Below are 18,847 nucleotides of genomic sequence, written 5' to 3'. Positions count from 1 at the left end.
GCGTCAGCGCTCCGCGGCCAGAGCCGCCTGGAAATGGGCGTACGCGTCCTCGTCGAAGAGCACGAATCGCACTTCGGCGACCGGCGGCGTGGCGGCCTCGCGGACCGTGCGGACGGCGATGCGGGCGCCGTCGTCCATGGGCCAGCCGTAGACGCCGGTGGAGATGGCGGGGAAGGCCACGGTCCGCGCCCCCAACTCGGCTGCCACGCGCAGCGATTCGCGGTAGCAGGAGGCGAGCTGCGCCGAACGGTCCTCCTGGCGGGACCAGACCGGCCCGACGGTGTGGATGACATGGGCCGCGTGCAGCCGGCCGGCCGTGGTCGCGACGGCGGCGCCGGTGGGCAGGCCCTTGCCGTAGTGGGACGCGCGCAGTGCGCGGCACGCGGCGAGGATCTCGGGGCCTCCGTTGCGGTGAATGGCGCCGTCGACGCCGCCTCCGCCGAGCAGCGAGGAGTTGGCGGCGTTGACGATGGCGTCGGCGTGCTGCTCGGTGATGTCACCGCGCACGAGGGTGATGTCCGGGGCGTGCTGTGTCATGCGCCCCATGATGCCGACCCGCGCCCGGCGGAGGCGGCAGGCGGCGTCAGCGCTGACGCAGTCGCCGCCAGACGGCCTTCGCCGCGTGGTGCCCCGACATGCCGTGCACCCCCGGCCCCGGCGGGGTCGCCGACGAGCACAGGAACACGGCGGGGTGCGTGGTGGCGTACGGGACGCGGGCCAGCCGGGGGCGCAGCACGGTCTGGAGGCCGGCGAACGCTCCGCAGGCGATGTCACCGCCGACGTAGTTCGCGTTGCGGGCGGCCAGTTGGGGCGGGCCGGCGACGGCGCGGGCGAGGACCAGGTCGCGGAAGCCGGGCGCGAACCGGTCCAGCTGCCGCTCGACGGCCTCCGTCGCGTCCCCCTCCCAGCCGGCGGGCACATGGCCGTACGCCCACAGGACATGGCGGCCCTCGGGCGCCCGGGTGGGGTCGATCAGGCTGGGCTGGGCGGTGATCAGGAACGGGGCCCGGGGATCGCGCCCCTCGACGGCCCGCCGAAGGGCGTCGTCGATCTCGCCCGCGGTCGGTCCGATGTGCACGGTACCGGCCGCGCGGGCCTCCTTCGCGGTCCACGGCATCGGGCCGGACAGCGCGTAATCGATCTTGAACGCGGAGGCGCCGTACCGGTAGCGCCAGTACGCGTGGCCCAGTCCGGCGATCCTGGCGAGCGCGGTCGGCGAGGTGTCGAAGACGTACGCGCGGGCGGGCGGCAGCTCGTCCAGGCGCCTGACCTCGACGCCGGTGTGCACGGTGCCGCCGAGCTCGCGCAGGTAGGAGGCGAGGGCGTCGGAGATGGCCTGGGAGCCGCCCCGGGGCACCGGCCAGCCGACCTCGTGCGCGGCCAGCGCGAACATCAGGGCGATGCCGCCCGTGGCGACCCCGCTCGTGGGCGCGATCGCGTGCGCCGCCAGCCCGGCGAGCAGCGCCCGGCCCTTCTCGCCCCGGAAGCGGCGGGCGAGCCAGGTGGCGGGCTGGATCGCGTCCAGTCCGAAGCGGGCGAAGCGGTACGGGGCGCGGGGCAGGCCGTCCCAGGGCGTACGCAGGAAGTCGGCCGCGAGGTCGTCCCAGTGCCCCAGGTACGGCGCGACCAGGCGGCGGTAGGCGCCCGCGTCGGCGGCGCCGAGGGACATGGCGCTCTCGCCGACCGAGCGGCTGAGGACCGCGGCCGAGCCGTCGGGGAAGGGATGCGCGAGGGGCAGCTCGGGGTGCAGCCACTCCAGGCCGTGCCGGGCGAGCGGCATGCCGGCGAACGCGGGCGATCCGATGCCGAGCGGGTGCACGGCGGAGCAGGGGTCGTGGCGGAAGCCGGGGAGGGTCAGCTCCTCGGTGCGCGCACCGCCGCCCACGCTGTCCAGGGCCTCGAACACGGCGACGGACAGGCCGCGGCGGGCCAGTTCGACCGCGGCTGTCAGTCCGTTGGGGCCCGCCCCCACGACGACGGCATCGAGCATCGACGGCACCTTCGGACTCCTTTGTCAGCCGACGGCCATGAGGACCCAGGATATTCCGGGGCGCCGACAGCGGGGCCACGGGTACCGTTCCCTCCCGATGGAGACCACGATCGAGACGATGTCCCGGCGGCTCACGACCGTTGCCGGGATCCGTGCGGTGGCGCTCGGCGGCAGCCGGGCACGCGGCGCCCACCGGACGGACTCCGACTGGGACCTGGGCGTGTACTACCGCGGCGAGCCCGATGTCGCGGCCCTCGCGGAGCTCGCGTCCGAACTGACCGGTGAGCCGGTGGAGGTCGCCGGGCCCGGCGGCTGGGGGCCGTGGGTCGACGGCGGGGCCTGGCTCACCGTGGACGGGGCGGCGGTGGACTGGATCCTGCGGGATCTGGACCGGGTGCGGCGTGTGTGGGCGGACTGTCGCGCCGGCCGCTACGAGACGGGTGCGCAGCCGGGGCATCCCCTGGGCTTCTGGTCGCCCGCCTACGCCGGCGAGGTGGCGCTGTGCCGCGTACTGGCCGATCCCACAGGCGAGTTGGCGGAGCTCCGGGCGCAGACGGCGACGTACCCTGAGCCGTTGCGCGCGGCGCTGGTGGAGGCCGCCTGGGAGGCGGAGTTCTCCGTCGCGGTGGCGCGCAAGTCGGCGGCGTCGGGTGACACGCTGCACGTCTCGCTGTGCCTGTCCCGGGCGTTCGGCGTCCTGGTGCAGTCGCTGCACGCGTATCACCGCGCGTGGTGCCTGAACGAGAAGGGCGCGCTGGCGGCCGCCGCCGCGCTCCCGGGTGTGCCCGGTGACTTCACCGCGCGCGTGTCGGCGGCGCTCGCCGGTCTGGACGCGGCGGCGGTGGAGTCCGCGGGCGAGCTGGTGCGGGAGGTCAGGTCACGGCTGACCTGACCGCACCGGCCGGGGGCTGCCGGACGGGTCAGGTCAGCAGTTCCCGTATACGCCGTGCGGTCGCCTCGTCACGGGCAGCGGTGAAGGGCAGGCTGTTGCCGCCCGTGATGCGGAACGGTGCGCCGGTGACGGTGAGGTGGGCGCCGCCCGCCTCGGTGACCAGCAGCAGTCCGGCCGCGTGGTCCCAGGCGTACTCCCACGAGAAGGCGACGGCGTCCAGGACGCCCCTGGCGACGTCCAGGTACTCCAGACCCGCCGATCCGCACGGGCGCGCCAGCACCCCGGGCTCCGCGAGTCCGACCAGCGCCCGCTTCTGCTCGGGGGTCGTGTAGTCCGGGTGCGACATGGCGACCTCGAGCACGGCGCCGGGGGCGGGCGAGCCGGAACGCAGCACCTCGCCGCCCAGCCGGGCACCCCCGCCGCGCACGGCGACCGCGAGCTCGTCGGCCACGGGCGCGTACGTCCAGGAGGCGAGGACCTCGCCGCGGTGCGCGAGCGCGACCAGGGTGCAGAAGCCGGGCTCGCCGTGGACGAACTGGCGCGTGCCGTCGACGGGGTCCACGATCCACACGGGCGCGTCGCCGTGCAGCGCCTCGTACACCGCCGGATCCGCGTGCACCGCCTCCTCGCCGACGACCACGGAGCCCGGCAGCAGGGCGGTCAGCGAGGCGGTCAGATGCGCCTCGGCAAGCCGGTCGGCGGCGGTGACGAGGTCGTGCGGGCCGTTCTTCTCGACGATCTCGTGCTCGGCGAGCTGCCGGAAGCGCGGCGTGATCTCGGCGGCGGCCGCCTTGCGCAGCGCCTCCTCGACGTCGGAGAGATCACCGGTCAGAAAGTCATCCATCATGTCACCAGCCAACCACGCCCCGCTGACATCGCGGGAGGCGGCCGGTTCCCCGCCCCGTAACCCCGCGTTCCCCCGCGGTTCGGCACGCCGGGCGCCCCGGGGCGCCGCTCAGGTGCCGTCGGCGGAGAAGTGCTGGTAGTCGGGCGGCGACCAGTGGCCGCCCCACTGCCAGCCGGCGCTCTCCATGGCGCGGGTGACGGCGTCGCCGGGCATGATGAGCCCCTCGGCGGCCGGGTCGCGCTCCAGGTGGCGGCCGGCGGCCGGCGGGTGGACGGCGCCCGAGCGGTCCACGTACGGGTTCTCCAGCGGATTGATGTCGACGGCGTCGCCGTAGGAGTGGCGGGACAGGTGGCCGGCGTCGCCCGTCACCCGTCGGCAGTTGAAGGCCGAGGTGTTGTCGTCCGCCATGGCGCGCGCGTCGCTCCCGTCGTACTCCGCCATGACGCGCATGCGCCGGATCGGGAAGCGTTCGTCGAAGATCTCCCGGAAGACGCGCAGCACGGGGCGGACCATGTCCTGATGGACGATCAGTTCGCCGCGGTGGACGCGCCCGTCGAAGCCCCAGTGGTTCATGGTGATCAGCCGCAATCGCTGCGGCGGCACCGGGCAGCCGGGCCCGTGACTGGCTCCGAGCTTCTCCCCCGGCACGTCCCGCACGGTCGCCGCGAGCCGGGGCGCGTCGGCCGCGGGGGCGTGGCCGGGCAGGAGACCGAGCGCCAGCCCCAGCCCCAGGGCGAGCGCGGCGCATCGGCGAGCGATATGCACCCTTTCAGGGTAATTTCGTGGTGTCCGGCCCGCATCAGGCGGGCGTCAGCGCCCGGCGGGCGGTACGGGCACGCCGTTTCCGCTCGGAGCGACCGCGCCCCGCGCCAGCAGCAGCAACGCGTCGACCAGGTCCTCGGCGGGCCCGCCGGTGGCCAGACGGCGCAGTTGCAGGCCCATCACCAGGGCGACCGTCGTCGCCGCGTACCGCTCGGCGTCCGGGACGCCGAGACCGGTCAGGATCTGGGCGGCGAGCCGGTCGTACGCGGCGAACGCCTCGGCCGCCGCCTCCCGCAGCCGCTCGTCCCTCCCCGCCTCGACGTACAGCTCGAACGTGGCGATGTGCTCGCTGTCGAAGCCGATTCCGCCTGCCACCCGGCCGGCGAGCGCCGCCGCGCCCGCGATGTCGACGCCCTCGCTGCGGCACTGGTCGGCGAGTGCGGTGAAGCGCCGGGTCTCGTCGCGGACGAAGTGCAGCAGGCTCTCCCGCAGCAGGTCGTGCTGGGTGGCGAAGTGGTACGTCACCGAGCCGAGCGAGACCCCGGCCTCCTTGGCTATCCGCCGGTTGGTGACCGCCGCGACCCCGTCCCTGCCGATGATGTGCAGGACGGCCTCGATGATGCGCTGCCGGGTGGCGACGGCGCGGGCGGCGGTGGACATGGACGCCATTGTCCCATCGGCGCACTCCCGCTGATCACGGGGTGGGGGTGCCGCCGACGGCCGCCAGGCCGTGCGGCGAGGGCGGACGCTTCTCGTACCACCGCTGATCGGCCTCCAGTTGGGCGGCGAGGGAGATGAGCCGTTCCTCGCTGCCCGCGGGGCCGAGGAGTTGGGCGCCGACGGGCAGTCCGGCGGAGGTGAGGCCGGCGGGCACGTTCACCCCGGGCCAGCCGAGCACGTTCCACGGCCAGGCGTACGGGCACGCCGCGGTGATCTTGATGTCGGTGCGCTGCGCGGACAGGCCGTCGAAGGCCCCGACCCGTGGCGGCGGGACGGCCGTGGTGGGGGTGAGCAGCACGTCGAAGCCGCCGAAGAAGGCGCCGATCCTGCGGTGCTGCGCGGCCTCGCGGGCGCGTGCGGCGGGCACGAGACGGCCGAGGCGGTGGCCGGAGCGCGTCGCCGACCGGGTGCGCGGGTCGAGCAGGGCGGGGTCGGGGTGGCGGTCGGCGTACGCGGCGATGCCGGCCGCCGCGCGGGGCAGGAAGGCGAACCCGACCAGGCCGTAACGAGGGCGGGCCTCCTCGACGTCGTGGCCGAGGCGGGCCAGTGTCTCGGCGAGCGCGGTGACCGCGCGGCGCACCTCGGGGTGGGCACGGGCGCCCGTGAGGGTGAGCGGCGGACGCAGGGCCAGGGCGATGCGCAGTCGTCCCGGTTGCCGGCGGGCCGCCGCCGACGCGTCGATCGCGGCCGGCCGGAAGCGCTCCCGCGGGTGGGCGCCCGCGGCCGCGTCGAGCAGCAGGGCGGCGTCGGCCACGGTCCTGGCGAGCGGGCCGTTGACGGTCAGGCCCTGGAAGCAGTCGTCGTACGGGTGGACGGAGACGCGCCCGCGCTGCGGCTTGATGCCCACGAGATGGGTCCAGGCCGCGGGAATGCGGATGGATCCCGCTCCGTCGGAGCCGAGCGCCGCGGGCACCAGTCCCGCCGCCACGGCCGCCGCCGAGCCGCCCGAGGAACCGCCGGGCGTATGGCCGGTGGACCAGGGGTTGCGGGCGGCGCCGAAGGCCGGGCCTTCGGTGAACGGCCACTGGCCCAGCTCGCACGTGTTGGTCTTGCCGACGATCACCGCCCCCGCGGCCCGCAGCCGGCGCACCGCCTCTCCGTCCTCCGCGGCGGGCGGGATGTCGCCCGCGCAGCCGAAGAACGTGGGCACACCGGCCACGTCGGTGTCGTCCTTGACCGCGATCGGCACGCCGAGCAGCGGCAGCCTCTCCCCCGCGGCGAGCCTGCGGTCGGCCGCCCGCGCCTCCTCGACGGCGGCCTCGCCGCGCACGGTACGGAAGGCGTTGAGGGTGCCCTGAGTGGCCTCGATACGGGCGAGCGCGCCCGTCACGAGCGCCTCGGACGTGGTCTCGCCCGCCGCCAACGCCCTTGCGTGCTCGGCCAGTCCGCCGAACGGGTCTGTGGACACGCTGCCCCCGCCTCCTTATTGTTCGTTCGAACGAACAGAACTGGAGGGTAACCAGATGCGGATCACCGGAGCAAGCGTTCTGCTCACCGGCGCCACCGGCGGAATCGGCGGCGCCCTGGCAGCCGAATTCGTGGCCCGCGGGGCCACGTTGACGGTGAGCGGCAGGCGAGCCGAGGCTTTGCGCCCCCTCGCCGAGCGCCACGGCGCCCGCGCGGTCGTCGCCGATCTGGCCCAACCGGACGACGTGCGCCGCCTGGCCGACGAAGCCGCCGGCACGGACGTCCTGATCTCCAACGCCGCGCTGCCCTCCAGCGGCGATCTCCTCGACTACACCCCCGAGCAGGTCGAGCGCGCCTTCGCCGTGAACCTGCACGCGCCGACCATGCTCGCCCGCCTGCTCGCCCCCGCCATGGTGGCGGCGGGCCGGGGCCATCTGGCGTTCATCGGCTCCATATCGGGCAAGGCGGCCACGAAGTCGGCGTCGCTGTACAGCGGCACCAAGTTCGGACTGCGGGGCTTCGCGCTGGGGCTGCGCCAGGACCTGCACGGCACGGGCGTCGGGGTCTCGGTCGTCCAGCCGGGCTTCGTCCGGGACGCGGGCATGTTCGCCGAGACGGGCGCGAAGCCCCCGGCGGGCATACGGACGGTGTCACCGCGTCAGGTGGTGGCCGGCGTGATGCGGGCCGTGGAACGCGACGTCGCCGAGATCAACGTCGCTCCGCTCGAATTGAGGCTCCTGAGCGCCATAGCGGGACAGTTTCCCGGTTTCGCGGAACGTGTCCAGCGCGGCGGACCCGGCGAGAAGACGCTGCGGCAGCTGGTCGCGGCCCAGCGCGACCGCCGCTGAGAGGGCCTGTCGGCGGCACCTGTTACGGTCGCACCGCCCGTGCCGACCTGGGAGGTGTGCACCGTGCGCGAGGCCCGTCGCGCGGCCCTCGATCATGCGCTGCGTCTGATCGCCACTGCTCCGTGGAGCGGCGGTCTGGTGCTGCGCGGCTCCATGACGCTGACGGCATGGCTGGGACCCGCGGCCCGGGAGCCCGGCGATCTGGACTTCATCGCCCTGGAGCCGGCCTCCGACTCGTTCCCGGACCCTCTCGCGCCCTTCCCCCACCTCGACGCGATCGCGGACGTGCAGCAGTGGCCCGAGGCCGCGCACGGCGCGGCCGCCGCCCAACTGTGGTGTCCCGAAGGAGAGTTCGACACCTTCGGCAGCCGTCCCGCTGTGCCGCCGGAGGGACTGCGCTGGCTGGGGCGGTGCGCATACGAGCCCGCCTCCCCGCACGAGGACCTGGTGGCGGCCGTGCGAGCGGACCCGCACGCGGCCGGTGGCGTCCTCCTCGACGCCGACGGCATCGAGGAGGACGGCAACTGGACGTACCGCGAGTACGAGACCGCCGGCGTCCGCCTGAAAGTGCCCTTCCGGCGCCGCTGCGGCGAACGGGGCGAGATCCACATCGACTTCGCGAGCGACGAGGTGCTGCCCGAGGCGCCGGTGTGGACAGCGGTTCCTCGGGGCGACGGCGGACCGCCCACCCCGGTGCCGACCGCGAGCCCCGCGCTGTCCCTCGCGTGGAAGCTGCTGTGGCTGTGCACCGACGCCGCCGGGGACGGGGTGGCGGGCGCCAAGGACCTCTACGACGCCGTGCTGCTGGCCGAGTCGCCCCGCACCCGGCTGCGCGCACCACTGCTGCGCAAGGTGCTCGGCGAGCACGCGCACGGCTTCGCACCGGACACCGTGCGCGGCTGGCAGGCCGACTGGCACACCTTCCGCGCCGCGTACCCGCGGGTGACCGGCGACCTCGCGAGCTGGCGCGACCGCCTGGCGACGGCGCTCACGCCGGTGTGCGCGAACCTCGCGTCCCCATGAGCGCCATGTACAGCACCAGCGACGCCGTCAGGCCCACCGCCCAGCCGTAGTCCGCGAGCGGCCGCAGGAACGGGATCAGACCTTCCGAGGGGAAGGGGCCCTTGCCCGGTGCCGAGTGGGAGCCGCCGACCGCGAGCACGCCGCCGACCGCGAAGGCGGCGACCGCGCGCAGGTTCCAGCCGGACGTGTACCAGTAGCGTCCGTCCGGCGTGTAGAGCGCGGGGAGATCGAGGACGGTGCGCCGCACCAGCCAGTAGTCCGCGATGAGGATGCCGGCGACCGTGCCGAGCAGTCCGCCGACCAGGCCGAGCCAGGTGAAGATGTACAGCTCGGGCGTCGCGGTCAGCTTCCACGGCATGATCAGCACACCGACGACGCCCGTGATCAGCGCGCCCCTGCGGAAGTTGACGAAACGCGGCGCCAGGTTCGCCAGGTCGTACGCCGGTGAGACGACGTTCGCCGCGATGTTCACCGAGATCGTCGCGACGAGCACGGTCACCAGCGCGAAGAGCAGTCCGAAGACGTTGTCCGTCCTGCCCGCGAGCGCGACCGGGTCCCAGACCGCCACTCCGTACACGGCCTGCGAACCGGAGGTGACGAAGACGGACAGCAGGGCGAAGAGCGTCATCGTGGTCGGCAGCCCGAGCGTCTGGCCCCAGATCTGGGCGCGCTGGCCCGCGCCGAAGCGGGTGAAGTCGGGGATGTTGAGCGACAGTGTGGACCAGAAGGCGATCATGCCCATCAGGGACGGGAAGAACACCGGCCAGAAGTCCGCGCCCCAGCCCAGCTTCGACGGCTGGTCGAGCAGCGGTCCGAGGCCGCCCGCCTTGGCCGCGATCCATGCCAGCAGCACCAGCGCGCCGACGATGACGAACGGCGCGGCCCAGTTCTCGAAGCGGCGCAGGGCCTCCATCCCCCGGTAGATGATGGCCAGTTCGAGCACCCAGAACAGGACGAAGCACACCCACAGCGTCCACGGCTGGCCGCCGACCTTCGCCACCTCGGCCCAGCCGCCGAACAGCTTGCCCAGCAGGACGAAGATGCCCTGGCCGCCGATCCACGTCTGGATGCCGAACCAGGCGCACGCGACGGCGGCCCGGATCATCGCGGGCAGGTTGGCGCCGCGCAGCCCGAACGAGGCACGGGCGAGCACCGGGAAGGGAATGCCGTACTTGGGCCCGGCGTGCCCGGTGAGCAGCATCGGCGCCAGCACGATGAGGTTGGCCAGCGCGATGGTGAGAACGGCCTGCTTCCAGTCCATGCCGAGCGCGACGAGGCCGGAGGCGAGCAGCCAGGAGGGGATGTTGTGCGCCATGCCGACCCACAGGGCCGCGAAGTTGTACGTGGTCCAGCGGCGGCGCGAGACGGGCACGGGCAGCAGGTCGTCGTTGACGAAACGGCCGTCGGCGGGGAGGGCGCCCGGCGGGAGTTCGACACGTCCTGCCGGGTCGGCTATGGGTCCTGTGGGGGGCACGGGCGGGACGGTCGCGGTCATGAGGCCTGGCCCTTCAGCAGATGCTCATCTGGTCAGTGCGGGGATGATCTGCGCGCCGTAGGCGTCGATCGTCGCTTCCTTCGCGTCGTGCATGTTGTAGACGGCGAACTGGTCCACGCCCAGATCGCGCAGCGCCTTGAGCTTGTCGATGTGCGCCTCGGCGGGCCCGAGGAGGCAGAACCGGTCCACGATCTCGTCCGGCACGAAGTCGGTGGACGGGTTCCCGGCGCGGCCGTGGTGGCTGTAGTCGTAGCCGTGCCGCTCCTTGATGTAGGCGGTCAGCACCTCGGGGACCATGTCGGAGTGCTCGCCGTAGCGGGAGACGAGGTCGGCGACGTGGTTGCCGACCATGCCGCCGAACCAGCGGCACTGGTCGCGGGCGTGCGCGAGGTCGTCGCCGACGTACGCGGGGGCCGCGACGCAGATGGTGATCGACGACGGGTCGCGTCCGGCACCGGCGGCCGCCGCGCGCACGGCCTTCACCATCCACTCGGTGAGGTAGAGGTCGGCGAGCTGGAGGATGAACCCGTCGGCCTTCTGCCCGGCGAGCGCCAGCGCCTTGGGCCCGTACGCCGCCATCCACACCGGCAGCCTGCCCTCCTTCACCCAGGGCAGGCGGATCGGCTGCCCGTCGACGACCGCCTCTCGGCCCTCGGCGAGATCGCGGATGACGCCGATCGCCTCGCCGAGCCGGGCGAGGGTGTTGGGCTTGCGGCCCGCCACCCGCATGGCCGAGTCGCCCCGGCCGATGCCGCACACCGTGCGGTTGCCGTACATGTCGTTGAGCGTGGCGAAGGTGGAGGCGGTGACCTCCCAGGTCCGGGTGCCGGGGTTGGTGACCATGGGGCCCACGGTCAGCTTCTGGGTGTGCTCGAGGATGCGGCTGTAGATGACGAACGGCTCCTGCCACAGGACCGCGGAGTCGAAGGTCCAGCCGTAGCGGAAGCCGTTGCGTTCCGCGCGCCGCATCAGCCCGACGACGGCGGACGCGGGCGGGTCGGTCTGCAGGACGAGTCCGAAGTCCACGAGGTGGCCTCCTGGTTCTGGCTAGTTCAGGTACTGGCAGGTGGAGCGCGGGGTGTAGACGCCGTGTCCGGCGCGGCCCGTGAACACGCGCCGGTCGATGACCACCTCGCCGCGCGACAGCACGGTCTCCACCTGCCCGGTGACGGTCCGGCCCTCGTAGGCCGAGTAGTCGACGTTCATGTGGTGGGTCTCGGCGGACAACGTCTGTTCGGTGTGCGGGTCGTAGATCACGACGTCCGCGTCGGCGCCGGGTGCGAGGGTGCCCTTCTTCGGGTGGAGGCCGAACATCCTGGCCGGGGTCGCGCAGGCGATCTCGATCCATCGGCGCCGGCTGATGCGGCCGTCGACGACGGCCTGGTGGAGGAGGTCCATGCGGTTCTCCACGCCCGGAAGCCCGTTGGGGATCTTGGAGAAGTCGCCGCGGCCCAGCTCCTTCTGGCCGCTGAAGCAGAACGGGCAGTGGTCAGTGGAGACGACCTGGAGGTCGTTGGTGCGCAGACCGCGCCACAGCGCGGCCTGGTGCTCCTTGGGCCGCAGCGGGGTGGAGCAGACGTACTTGGCGCCCTCGAAGTCCGGTTCGGCGAGGTTGTCGGTGGACAGGAACAGGTACTGCGGGCAGGTCTCGCCGAAGACGTTCAGCCCCTTGTCGCGGGCCGCCGCGAGTTCGGCGACGGCCTCCTCGGCCGACACGTGCACGACGTACAGCGGCGCGCCGGCGACGCGGGCGAGCTGGATGGCCCGGTGGGTGGCCTCGGCCTCCAGGAGGACCTTGCGGACCTCGCCGTGGTAGCGGGGATCGGTCTCGCCTCGGGCGAGCGCCTGCTCCACGAGGACGTCGATGGCGATGCCGTTCTCCGCGTGCATCATGATCAGGCCGCCGTTGGACGCCGAGCGCTGCATGGCGCGCAGGATCTGTCCGTCGTCGCTGTAGAAGACGCCCGGATAGGCCATGAAGAGCTTGAAGGAGGTCACGCCCTCCTCGACCAGCAGGTCCATCTCCTTGAGCGAGGACTCGTTGACGTCGGAGAGGATCATGTGGAAGGCGTAGTCCACGGCGCAGTTGCCGTCGGCCTTGGCGTACCAGGCGTCCAGGCCCTCGCGCAGGGAGCGTCCCACCGACTGCACGGCGAAGTCGACGATGGTGGTGGTGCCGCCCCAGGCCGCCGCGCGGGTGCCGGTCTCGAAGGTGTCGGAGGCGGACGTGCCGCCGAACGGCAGCTCCATGTGGGTGTGGGCGTCGACGCCGCCCGGGATGACGTACTTGCCCGTGGCGTCGATGACGCGGTCCGCGGTCCAGGAATCGGCGGCGGAGGTGCCGTGTGCGGCGAGTGCGGCGATGCGGCCGTCGTCGATCAGGACGTCGGCGTAGATCTCGTCGGCGGCGGTGATGACGAGACCGCCGCGGATCAGGGTGCGGGTGCTCATGGTCTCCTCGTGTGTGGACTCGGTCGGCCGGAGGCCTAGACGGCGCGCAGGGCGTGTTCGAGGAGGGACGCGCCCTCCTCGGCCTCGGCGACGGTGAGCGAGAGCGGCGGGGCGATGCGCAGGACGCTGGTGTTGTGGCCGCCGCCCTTGCCGATCAGCAGGCCGCTCTCGCGCGCGGCCTCCAGGACCTTGCCGGCGGCCTTGGGGTCCGCCTCGTCCGTGCCCGGCCTCACCAGCTCGATGCCGATCATCAGGCCGCGTCCGCGCACCTCCCGTACGGCGGGGACCCCCGCGCCGATCGCGCGCAGCCGCTCGACGAGCAGCCCGCCGACGCGCCGGGCGTTGCCCTGGAGGTCGTGCTCCAGCAGATAGGCGAGGTTGGCGACGCCGGCCGCCATGGTCACGGGCGAACCCCCGAAGGTGGAGATGGAGTTGGCGTCCAGGCAGTTCATGACCTCGGCGCGGGCGACGACACCGCCGATCGACATGCCGTTGCCGATGCCCTTGGCGAAGGTGAGGATGTCCGGCGGGCCGTTCTGGGCGTGCGCCTGCCAGCCCCAGAAGTGCTCACCGGTGCGGCCCCAGCCGGTCTGCACCTCGTCGGAGATCCACAGGATGCCGTGCCGGTCGAGCACCTCGCGGAAGGCGGCGTACAGCCCGTCGGGCGGGGAGGTGAACCCGCCGACGCCCTGCACCGGTTCGGCGATCAGCGCGGCGACGTCGCGGGTGTGGCCGAGCAGGTCCTGAAGGTCGGCGACGCAGGCCTGGATGAACTGCGCGTCGGACAGCCCGGCGTAGGGGCCCCGGGTGCGGACGCCGCCGTGGACGTACAGCGTCTGGAGCGGGGAGAGGCTGGTCGGGGACCAGGCGTGGTTGCCGGTGACGGAGACCGCGGAGAAGGACCGGCCGTGGTAGCTGTTGCGCATCGCCAGGATCTGGTTGGAACGGCGGTACGCGGTGGCGAGCAGCAGGGCGGTGTCGTTGGCCTCCGTACCGGAGGTGGTGAAGAAGACGCGCGCGTCGGGGATGCCGGAGAGGGCGGCGATGCGCTCGGCGAGCTCCACCATGGGGCGGTTGAGGTAGAGGGTGGAGGAGTGGATCATCCGCGCGGCCTGCTCGCTCACCGCCTTGGTGACCTCGGGCAGGGCGTGCGCGGTCATGGTGGTGAGGATGCCGCCGAAGAAGTCCAGGTAGCGGTTTCCGTCCGCGTCCCAGACGTGGCGTCCCTCGCCATGGGTGATCTCGATGGGGCGGTCGTAGTAGAGGGCGAGCCAGTCCGGGAGGACGGCCTTGTGGCGCCCGTACAGGTCGGTCACGGCTGCACAAGCCCTTCGTACGCGTCGGGGCGGCGGTCCCGGTAGAACGCCCACTGCTGCCGTACGGCCTCGATCAGGTCGAAGTCGAGGTCGCGTACGACCAGTTCCTCCTCCTTGTCGCTGGCGAGGTCGCCGACGAACTGGCCGCGCGGGTCGACGAAGTAGCTGGTGCCGTAGAAGTCGTTGTCGCCGTACTCCTCGATGCCGACGCGGTTGATGGCGGCGACGAAGTACTCGTTGGCGACGGCGGCGGCCGGCTGCTCCAGCTGCCAGAGGTGGGAGGACAGACCACGGTGGGTGGCGGACGGGTTGTAGACCAACTGGGCTCCCGCGAGGCCGAGTTGGCGCCAGCCCTCCGGGAAGTGGCGGTCGTAGCAGATGTAGACGCCGACCTTGCCGACAGCGGTGTCGAACACCGGCCAGCCCGCGTTGCCCGGCCGGAAGTAGTACTTCTCCCAGAAGCCCTTGACCTGGGGAATGTGGTGCTTGCGGTATTTGCCGAGGTAGCTGCCGTCGGCGTCGATGACCGCGGCGGTGTTGTAGTAGAAGCCCGCGCCCTCGCTCTCGAAGACCGGGACGACGATCACCATGCCGGTCTCGCGGGCGAGGTCCTGCATCCTGCGGACGGTGGGGCCGTCCGGGACGGGCTCGGCCCAGCGGTAGTGCTCGGGCTCCTGCACCTGGCAGAAGTACGGGGCGTTGAAGACCTCTTGGAATCCGATGACCTTGGCGCCCTGCCCGGCGGCCTCGCGGGCGTGTTCCTCGTGCTTGGCGATCATCGATTCGGTGTCGCCGGTCCAGGTGGCCTGGACGAGGGCGGCGCGTACGACATGGGCCATGAGCTGCTCCTTCGACGGGACGCCAGAGAGCCTCTACGCACGTAGACGCAATACGCAGATGGAGAACGTAAGCCACGTCACACAGCGGGGCAAGACCATCGTCGTCAACCCGCGAAGTCGATCATGTTTCACACCCGAGCGGTCGATTTCGGAACGGTTTCGTCTCGGTCAGGCGCCGAGGTAACCGGCCACGCGCAGCGCGTGGACGAGATCGCGCTCGCGGTCCGGCGAGACGTCGCGGGCGGCGTCGAGCAGGGCGGGGACGAGCCGGGCCGGGTCACGGCCGGCGACCCTGGCTGCGTCCTCGGCGGGGCGCACCTGCGCGTAGGCGGCGAGCAGCGCACGGGCGCGGGCGCCGAGGCCCTCGTCCGCCAGCGCGATCGCGGTCTCGGCGATCTCCTCGGCCGGCCGCGAGACCCCCTGGCGCAGCAACTGGCGCCCGTCGTCGGGGCGTCCCGCCGCGGCGAGCGCGTCGGCGGCCGCGGCGAGGTGCGCGGCGGGCTGGGACGCCACCTCCCACAGGAGAGTGCTCCAGTCCGCGTCCAGTCCGCCGCGGTGGAGCTCGGCGGCGAGCGCGGGCAGCCAGCCCGGCGGCCGGGCGGCGGCCTCGCACAGCACGACGTGCGCCTCGCCGCCGCGGCCCTCGGCCCGGAGCCGCCCGAGAGCGGCGACGGTCTCGCGCGCGGCCCGTTCGGCGCCGGCACTCTCGTGCGCGGGCTCGGGGGGCGGGGCCGGCGCGGGGGCTGCCGCAGCGCCGCCGTACCGCGCGCCCCGGGGCACGTCACCGGCGACGGGCAACACGGGCACGGCGACCGCGCCGCCGTCGTCGTCCTCCACCCCCGCGAACCGAGCCCCTCGCCGGGCCTTCCGCTTCCCCCGGGAGGAAGCGCCGCGCTCGGCGGGTTCGCCGGCGGCGACCCTGCCGGGCCCGGGGACCCCGTACGGAGCCGTGTCGGCGTTCGGTGCGCCGGGGCCCGCCCCGTGCGGGGCCGTGCCGCCTGCGGCGTAGCCGGGCAGCGCAACCGGCGCGGCATCTTTGGACGCGCCGGTTCCCACGGGTGCCCCGTGCCTGCCCGTCCCGTAGGGGCCGGCGTCGGCGCCCGGTGCGCCGTGGTCGGCCCCGGCCGGTGCGGAGCGGGGCCCTGCCCTGCCAGGCTCGCAGTGCCCGCGAGGAGCACCGGGCGCGGCCGCGCCGTCGGCGCCGGTCTCCGCCGTGCCCGTCGCGCCGGCCCGGCCGGGAGCCGCAGCCATGCCCGCAGTGCCGGCCCTCGTCGGCCCGGCCGGGCCCGCGGCCCACTGCCTGTCGGGTGATCCGCCCATGACGGGCTGCCCCGAGCCGGCCGTCTCCATCGCGTACGCCCCCGCGGCGCCGGGCATGCCGGTCGGCCAGGGCCCGTCGGGTCCCTGCTCCCCGGGGCCGGCCGGGCCGGGCAGCGCGGCCGGGCCCGTGGCGTCGGGTCCGGCCGGGGTGAACCAGGACGCGGGGTGGGGCAGCGATTCGAGGCGGGACGTCAGTTCCCTGACGCGCGACGTCGCGCGGGTGTGGTCGTCACGCGTCCAGGACAGTTCGTGCGTCAGGCGCTCCGCCTCCGCCGTGCCCTCCGGCTCTCCGGCCAACGACCGCAGCAGCTCCTCTGCGCGGGCCGCCGCGTACGCCTGCTCGTCGCGCATCAGCTCCCGCCGCTCCTCCAGCGCCTCGCGTCCGCCCGGCAGTCGGTCGTGTGCCGCCGCTGCCGCCGCGTGGAGCGCACGGGCCCGGCCCCACTCCCGCTCGGCGTGCTCCGGGCCCGTCGGCGTCGCCAGGTCGTGGAGCAGGGACTCGACCACGTCCCACGGAGGGATCTCGATCCCCTCCAGGCAGGCCCGCATTCCGTCGGGATCACGCTGCCAGAAGATCGCGCACCACCCGCCCGCGGGGTCGAGCCGCCCGGTCAGCTCTTCGAGGTACCGCGCGAACGTCCCGACCTCCGCCGGGAGTTGATGCACCGCCATCGCTGCCCCTGACCACTCGGAGGTAGAACCGCAGGCATTCGACCGCAGGCGTGTTACGCCGTTGCTACACGCCGTTTTCGGCGGGAAACCGCGATGCCCCGAGTCCGTCAGCCGCTCCCGTGAGCTTTCCGGGCCGCTAGCAGTGCGAGCACGCGCCCGCGCCCGGTCGCACGCCGCGTCCATGGGCAGAACACCGACCGCCCGGACCCGGTGAGCTCGTACGCGATCCGCGGCGGGTTCTCGTCGTACTCGGTACGGCTCACGAAGCCGCCGTGCTCCATGGCGCACCGTTTCGTGAGCGCCATCGGCGTGACAACCCGCGCCGTCACCGCGCCCGGGGCGGTCGCGAACAGGGGCGCCCGTCAGGGCGGTCAGGCGGCGGGCACGAGGGCGCAGCGCACGACCAGTTCGTCCATGGACAGGCCGAGCGTCGCGGCGAGGGCTGCGACGGTGAAGAACGCCGGGGTGGGCGCGCGGCCCGTCTCGATCTTGCGCAGGGTCTCGGCGGACAGTCCGGCCGCCGCGGCGACCTCCACCATGCTGCGGCCGCCGCGCGCCTGCCTGAGCAGCCGGCCGAGCCTCTCGCCGCGTTCGCGCTCTTCGGGGGTGAGGGGGGTGCGCACCATGCCGTTATTCTAATCCCGGCCGCGCCGGTATAAGAATAACGGCGAGACCGGTATAGTAATTGGCATGGTGGAGATCAAGACAGACGCGTCGATCGAAGCGATGCGCGAGGCCGGCCGCATCGTGGCCCAGGCGCTCACGGCCGCACGGGAGGCGGCCTTCGTGGGCGTCGCGCTCAGTGAGCTGGACAAGGCGGCCCGCGCGGTCCTGGACGAGGCGGGAGCCGGTTCCCCGTTCCTCGGGTATCACCCCGACTGGGCGCCGACCCCCTTCCCGGCCGTCGTCTGCGTATCGGTCAACGACGCGATCGTGCACGGCGTCCCGGGCGCCTACCGGCTCCGCGACGGCGACCTGGTCGGTCTCGACTGCGGAGCCGTACGCGCGGGCTGGGCCGGCGACGCGGCCGTGAGCTTCACGGTCGGTCGCGCACGGCCGGCGGACACACGCCTGATCCGGACGGCCGAGGACGCGCTCGCCGCGGGCATCAAGGCGGCCGTCGTCGGCAACCGCATCGGGGACATCGCCCACGCCGTCGGCACAGTGTGCCGTTCCGCCGGGTACGGCATCCCGGACGGCCTCGGAGGGCACGGAGTGGGCCGGCGCATGCACGAGGACCCGGGCGTGCCCAACGAGGGACGCCCCGGCCGGGGCATGCGCCTGCGACACGGCATGGTGCTCGCCATCGAGCCGATGGTCGTCGCGGGCGGCCGCGACGACCATTACACGGCGCGCGACGGCTGGACCGTGCGCACGGCGGACGGCAGCCGTGCCGCACACGTCGAGCACACGATCGCTGTCACCGACGACGGGCCGCGCATCCTCACGGCGCTCTAGGGGGACGGCCGCCTCAGGGCGTCGTCGACCAGCCGGCGGGCCATCTCGTCGCCGAGTGCGGCCTTCGCCCCGCGGACGTACCGACGGGCCAGCCTGTCGCCGATCGCGACGGCCGCCTCGTGGCTCTCGATCGGGGCCGCGCGCACGTTCTTGAACAGGATGTAGGTGACGCCCGAGGAAGCGCCGCCGTATGTCGGATGCGGGTCGATGCCGAGCGCATCGGCGGCGGCGTACGACGCCTCGCCGATGATCCCGGTCGGGCCGGTGTCACCGACGACGGCGTACACGACGCGGTCCCGGTACACCAGCGCGGCCACGGTTCCGCCGTGGATACCGGAGTCCCGGTAGTCCCAGATGCCGCTCGGACCCGGCACGACGACGAACGGCAGCTTCGCGGCGTTGAGGTGCCTTCCGTTGGACTGCTGGAAAGAGGTGTGCGGCTGGAACCAGCGGTCGGTGGTGCTGTTGCACTTCCGCGTGCGCACCCCGTCGCAGTCGATGTCGAGGTCGGCGGTCCAGTGCACGACCCCGTCCCGTTCGCAGACGGGGACGTCGGCGGGTGCGCCGTTGTCCGTGCGGTACTTGCCCTTCGATATCTGCCGGCAGGTGCCGAGGGCGTCCAGCAGGTCATCGGCGGGGACGGTGCCCTCGGCCGGCAGGGCTGCCCGGTGGGCGTCGAGGGCCCGTGGCGGCGAAGCCGGGGCGGTCGCGGCGGCGGCGGGCAGGGCCGCCGCCGCGAGAAGGACGGAACCGGCGGCGGCCGTGAGAGCGGTGCGTGATATGTACACAATGGTCCTTTCTGTCGAA

Annotated in this window: 19 protein-coding genes; 4 read left to right on the top strand and 15 right to left on the bottom strand. The window is 73.5% G+C overall.

The window, feature by feature from the left end:
* Window positions 1-3 precede the first annotated feature (3 nt).
* Together HW130_RS10155 and HW130_RS10150 are read right to left on the bottom strand one after the other, a co-directional pair.
* Entirely contained in the window at window positions 4-537 is a 534-nt protein-coding gene (locus HW130_RS10155) for an O-acetyl-ADP-ribose deacetylase (RefSeq protein ID WP_177149131.1), read from the bottom strand.
* Window positions 538-583: 46 nt separating this feature from the next.
* Window positions 584-1,999 carry an NAD(P)/FAD-dependent oxidoreductase gene (locus HW130_RS10150; protein ID WP_177149130.1) on the bottom strand — a complete coding sequence of 472 codons (1,416 nt, stop codon included), beginning with the start codon at window positions 1,997-1,999 and terminating at the stop codon, window positions 584-586.
* An 88-nt stretch (window positions 2,000-2,087) separates the two neighbouring features.
* On the opposite strand from HW130_RS10150, the gene HW130_RS10145 reads away from it, so the two are divergent.
* On the top strand, window positions 2,088-2,882 hold the full coding sequence (locus HW130_RS10145; RefSeq protein ID WP_177149129.1) for a nucleotidyltransferase domain-containing protein: 795 nt from the start codon (window positions 2,088-2,090) through the stop codon (window positions 2,880-2,882).
* Window positions 2,883-2,910: 28 nt separating this feature from the next.
* Here HW130_RS10145 and HW130_RS10140 read toward each other — a convergent pair whose 3' ends face one another.
* The 4 genes from HW130_RS10140 to HW130_RS10125 form a co-directional block, all read right to left on the bottom strand.
* A complete protein-coding gene (locus tag HW130_RS10140) occupies window positions 2,911-3,729 on the bottom strand; it encodes an inositol monophosphatase family protein (protein ID WP_177149128.1) in 819 nt (272 codons plus the stop codon).
* Window positions 3,730-3,837: 108 nt separating this feature from the next.
* Entirely contained in the window at window positions 3,838-4,494 is a 657-nt protein-coding gene (locus HW130_RS10135; RefSeq protein WP_177149127.1) for a M15 family metallopeptidase, read from the bottom strand.
* Between the two features lie 45 nt (window positions 4,495-4,539).
* Complete coding sequence (locus HW130_RS10130; protein WP_177149126.1) at window positions 4,540-5,151, bottom strand: TetR/AcrR family transcriptional regulator; 612 nt, start codon at window positions 5,149-5,151, stop codon at window positions 4,540-4,542.
* A 34-nt stretch (window positions 5,152-5,185) separates the two neighbouring features.
* Window positions 5,186-6,619, bottom strand: coding sequence for an amidase (locus HW130_RS10125; RefSeq protein ID WP_177149125.1), 1,434 nt, complete (start codon window positions 6,617-6,619; stop codon window positions 5,186-5,188).
* 55 nt (window positions 6,620-6,674) lie between these two features.
* On the opposite strand from HW130_RS10125, the gene HW130_RS10120 reads away from it, so the two are divergent.
* Window positions 6,675-7,466: an SDR family oxidoreductase gene (locus HW130_RS10120; protein WP_177149124.1), complete on the top strand. Its 792-nt coding sequence runs from the start codon at window positions 6,675-6,677 to the stop codon at window positions 7,464-7,466.
* A gap of 39 nt (window positions 7,467-7,505) precedes the next feature.
* Complete coding sequence (locus HW130_RS10115; protein ID WP_309140381.1) at window positions 7,506-8,489, top strand: nucleotidyl transferase AbiEii/AbiGii toxin family protein; 984 nt, start codon at window positions 7,506-7,508, stop codon at window positions 8,487-8,489.
* On the opposite strand, the gene HW130_RS10110 is transcribed toward HW130_RS10115, so the two are convergent.
* The 8 genes from HW130_RS10110 to HW130_RS10075 form a co-directional block, all read right to left on the bottom strand.
* Window positions 8,455-9,984, bottom strand: a complete 1,530-nt coding sequence (locus HW130_RS10110) for an NCS1 family nucleobase:cation symporter-1 (RefSeq protein ID WP_177149123.1) — start codon at window positions 9,982-9,984, stop codon at window positions 8,455-8,457. The genes HW130_RS10115 and HW130_RS10110 overlap by 35 nt on opposite strands.
* Before the next feature lie 24 nt (window positions 9,985-10,008).
* On the bottom strand, window positions 10,009-11,010 hold the full coding sequence (locus HW130_RS10105) for a TIGR03842 family LLM class F420-dependent oxidoreductase (protein ID WP_177149122.1): 1,002 nt from the start codon (window positions 11,008-11,010) through the stop codon (window positions 10,009-10,011).
* Between the two features lie 21 nt (window positions 11,011-11,031).
* Window positions 11,032-12,435: a dihydropyrimidinase gene (hydA, locus tag HW130_RS10100; RefSeq protein ID WP_177149121.1), complete on the bottom strand. Its 1,404-nt coding sequence runs from the start codon at window positions 12,433-12,435 to the stop codon at window positions 11,032-11,034.
* A 35-nt stretch (window positions 12,436-12,470) separates the two neighbouring features.
* Window positions 12,471-13,751: an aspartate aminotransferase family protein gene (locus HW130_RS10095; RefSeq protein WP_177149120.1), complete on the bottom strand. Its 1,281-nt coding sequence runs from the start codon at window positions 13,749-13,751 to the stop codon at window positions 12,471-12,473.
* A complete protein-coding gene (locus HW130_RS10090; protein ID WP_177149119.1) occupies window positions 13,748-14,590 on the bottom strand; it encodes a nitrilase-related carbon-nitrogen hydrolase in 843 nt (280 codons plus the stop codon). The genes HW130_RS10095 and HW130_RS10090 overlap by 4 nt, the downstream gene beginning before the upstream one ends.
* Window positions 14,591-14,758: 168 nt before the next feature.
* Window positions 14,759-16,582, bottom strand: coding sequence for a hypothetical protein (locus HW130_RS10085; RefSeq protein WP_177149118.1), 1,824 nt, complete (start codon window positions 16,580-16,582; stop codon window positions 14,759-14,761).
* A gap of 107 nt (window positions 16,583-16,689) precedes the next feature.
* Entirely contained in the window at window positions 16,690-16,887 is a 198-nt protein-coding gene (locus HW130_RS10080; RefSeq protein WP_177149117.1) for a winged helix-turn-helix transcriptional regulator, read from the bottom strand.
* 66 nt (window positions 16,888-16,953) lie between these two features.
* On the bottom strand, window positions 16,954-17,208 hold the full coding sequence (locus tag HW130_RS10075) for a helix-turn-helix domain-containing protein (RefSeq protein ID WP_177149116.1): 255 nt from the start codon (window positions 17,206-17,208) through the stop codon (window positions 16,954-16,956).
* A gap of 64 nt (window positions 17,209-17,272) precedes the next feature.
* On the opposite strand from HW130_RS10075, the gene map reads away from it, so the two are divergent.
* Complete coding sequence (map, locus tag HW130_RS10070) at window positions 17,273-18,040, top strand: type I methionyl aminopeptidase (protein ID WP_177149115.1); 768 nt, start codon at window positions 17,273-17,275, stop codon at window positions 18,038-18,040.
* Here map and HW130_RS10065 read toward each other — a convergent pair.
* Window positions 18,037-18,828 carry a glycoside hydrolase family 75 protein gene (locus tag HW130_RS10065; protein WP_177149114.1) on the bottom strand — a complete coding sequence of 264 codons (792 nt, stop codon included), beginning with the start codon at window positions 18,826-18,828 and terminating at the stop codon, window positions 18,037-18,039. The genes map and HW130_RS10065 overlap by 4 nt on opposite strands.
* Window positions 18,829-18,847 lie beyond the last annotated feature (19 nt).

The organism is Streptomyces sp. PKU-EA00015 (assembly GCF_013387495.1).
In the GTDB taxonomy this organism is placed as follows: Bacteria; Actinomycetota; Actinomycetes; order Streptomycetales; family Streptomycetaceae; genus Streptomyces.
This window is presented reverse-complemented; position numbering and strand designations above follow the sequence as displayed.

What these genes read in the sequence shown, in the direction of transcription:
- HW130_RS10155 (WP_177149131.1), bottom strand. Translation starts at nt 537, where the DNA reads ATGACACAGCACGCCCCGGACATCACCCTCGTGCGCGGTGACATCACC.
- HW130_RS10145 (WP_177149129.1), top strand. Translation starts at nt 2,088, where the DNA reads ATGGAGACCACGATCGAGACGATGTCCCGGCGGCTCACGACCGTTGCC.
- HW130_RS10140 (WP_177149128.1), bottom strand. Translation starts at nt 3,729, where the DNA reads ATGATGGATGACTTTCTGACCGGTGATCTCTCCGACGTCGAGGAGGCG.
- HW130_RS10130 (WP_177149126.1), bottom strand. Translation starts at nt 5,151, where the DNA reads ATGTCCACCGCCGCCCGCGCCGTCGCCACCCGGCAGCGCATCATCGAG.
- HW130_RS10120 (WP_177149124.1), top strand. Translation starts at nt 6,675, where the DNA reads ATGCGGATCACCGGAGCAAGCGTTCTGCTCACCGGCGCCACCGGCGGA.
- HW130_RS10110 (WP_177149123.1), bottom strand. Translation starts at nt 9,984, where the DNA reads ATGACCGCGACCGTCCCGCCCGTGCCCCCCACAGGACCCATAGCCGAC.
- hydA (WP_177149121.1), bottom strand. Translation starts at nt 12,435, where the DNA reads ATGAGCACCCGCACCCTGATCCGCGGCGGTCTCGTCATCACCGCCGCC.
- HW130_RS10090 (WP_177149119.1), bottom strand. Translation starts at nt 14,590, where the DNA reads ATGGCCCATGTCGTACGCGCCGCCCTCGTCCAGGCCACCTGGACCGGC.
- HW130_RS10085 (WP_177149118.1), bottom strand. Translation starts at nt 16,582, where the DNA reads ATGGCGGTGCATCAACTCCCGGCGGAGGTCGGGACGTTCGCGCGGTAC.
- HW130_RS10080 (WP_177149117.1), bottom strand. Translation starts at nt 16,887, where the DNA reads ATGGCGCTCACGAAACGGTGCGCCATGGAGCACGGCGGCTTCGTGAGC.
- HW130_RS10075 (WP_177149116.1), bottom strand. Translation starts at nt 17,208, where the DNA reads ATGGTGCGCACCCCCCTCACCCCCGAAGAGCGCGAACGCGGCGAGAGG.
- map (WP_177149115.1), top strand. Translation starts at nt 17,273, where the DNA reads ATGGTGGAGATCAAGACAGACGCGTCGATCGAAGCGATGCGCGAGGCC.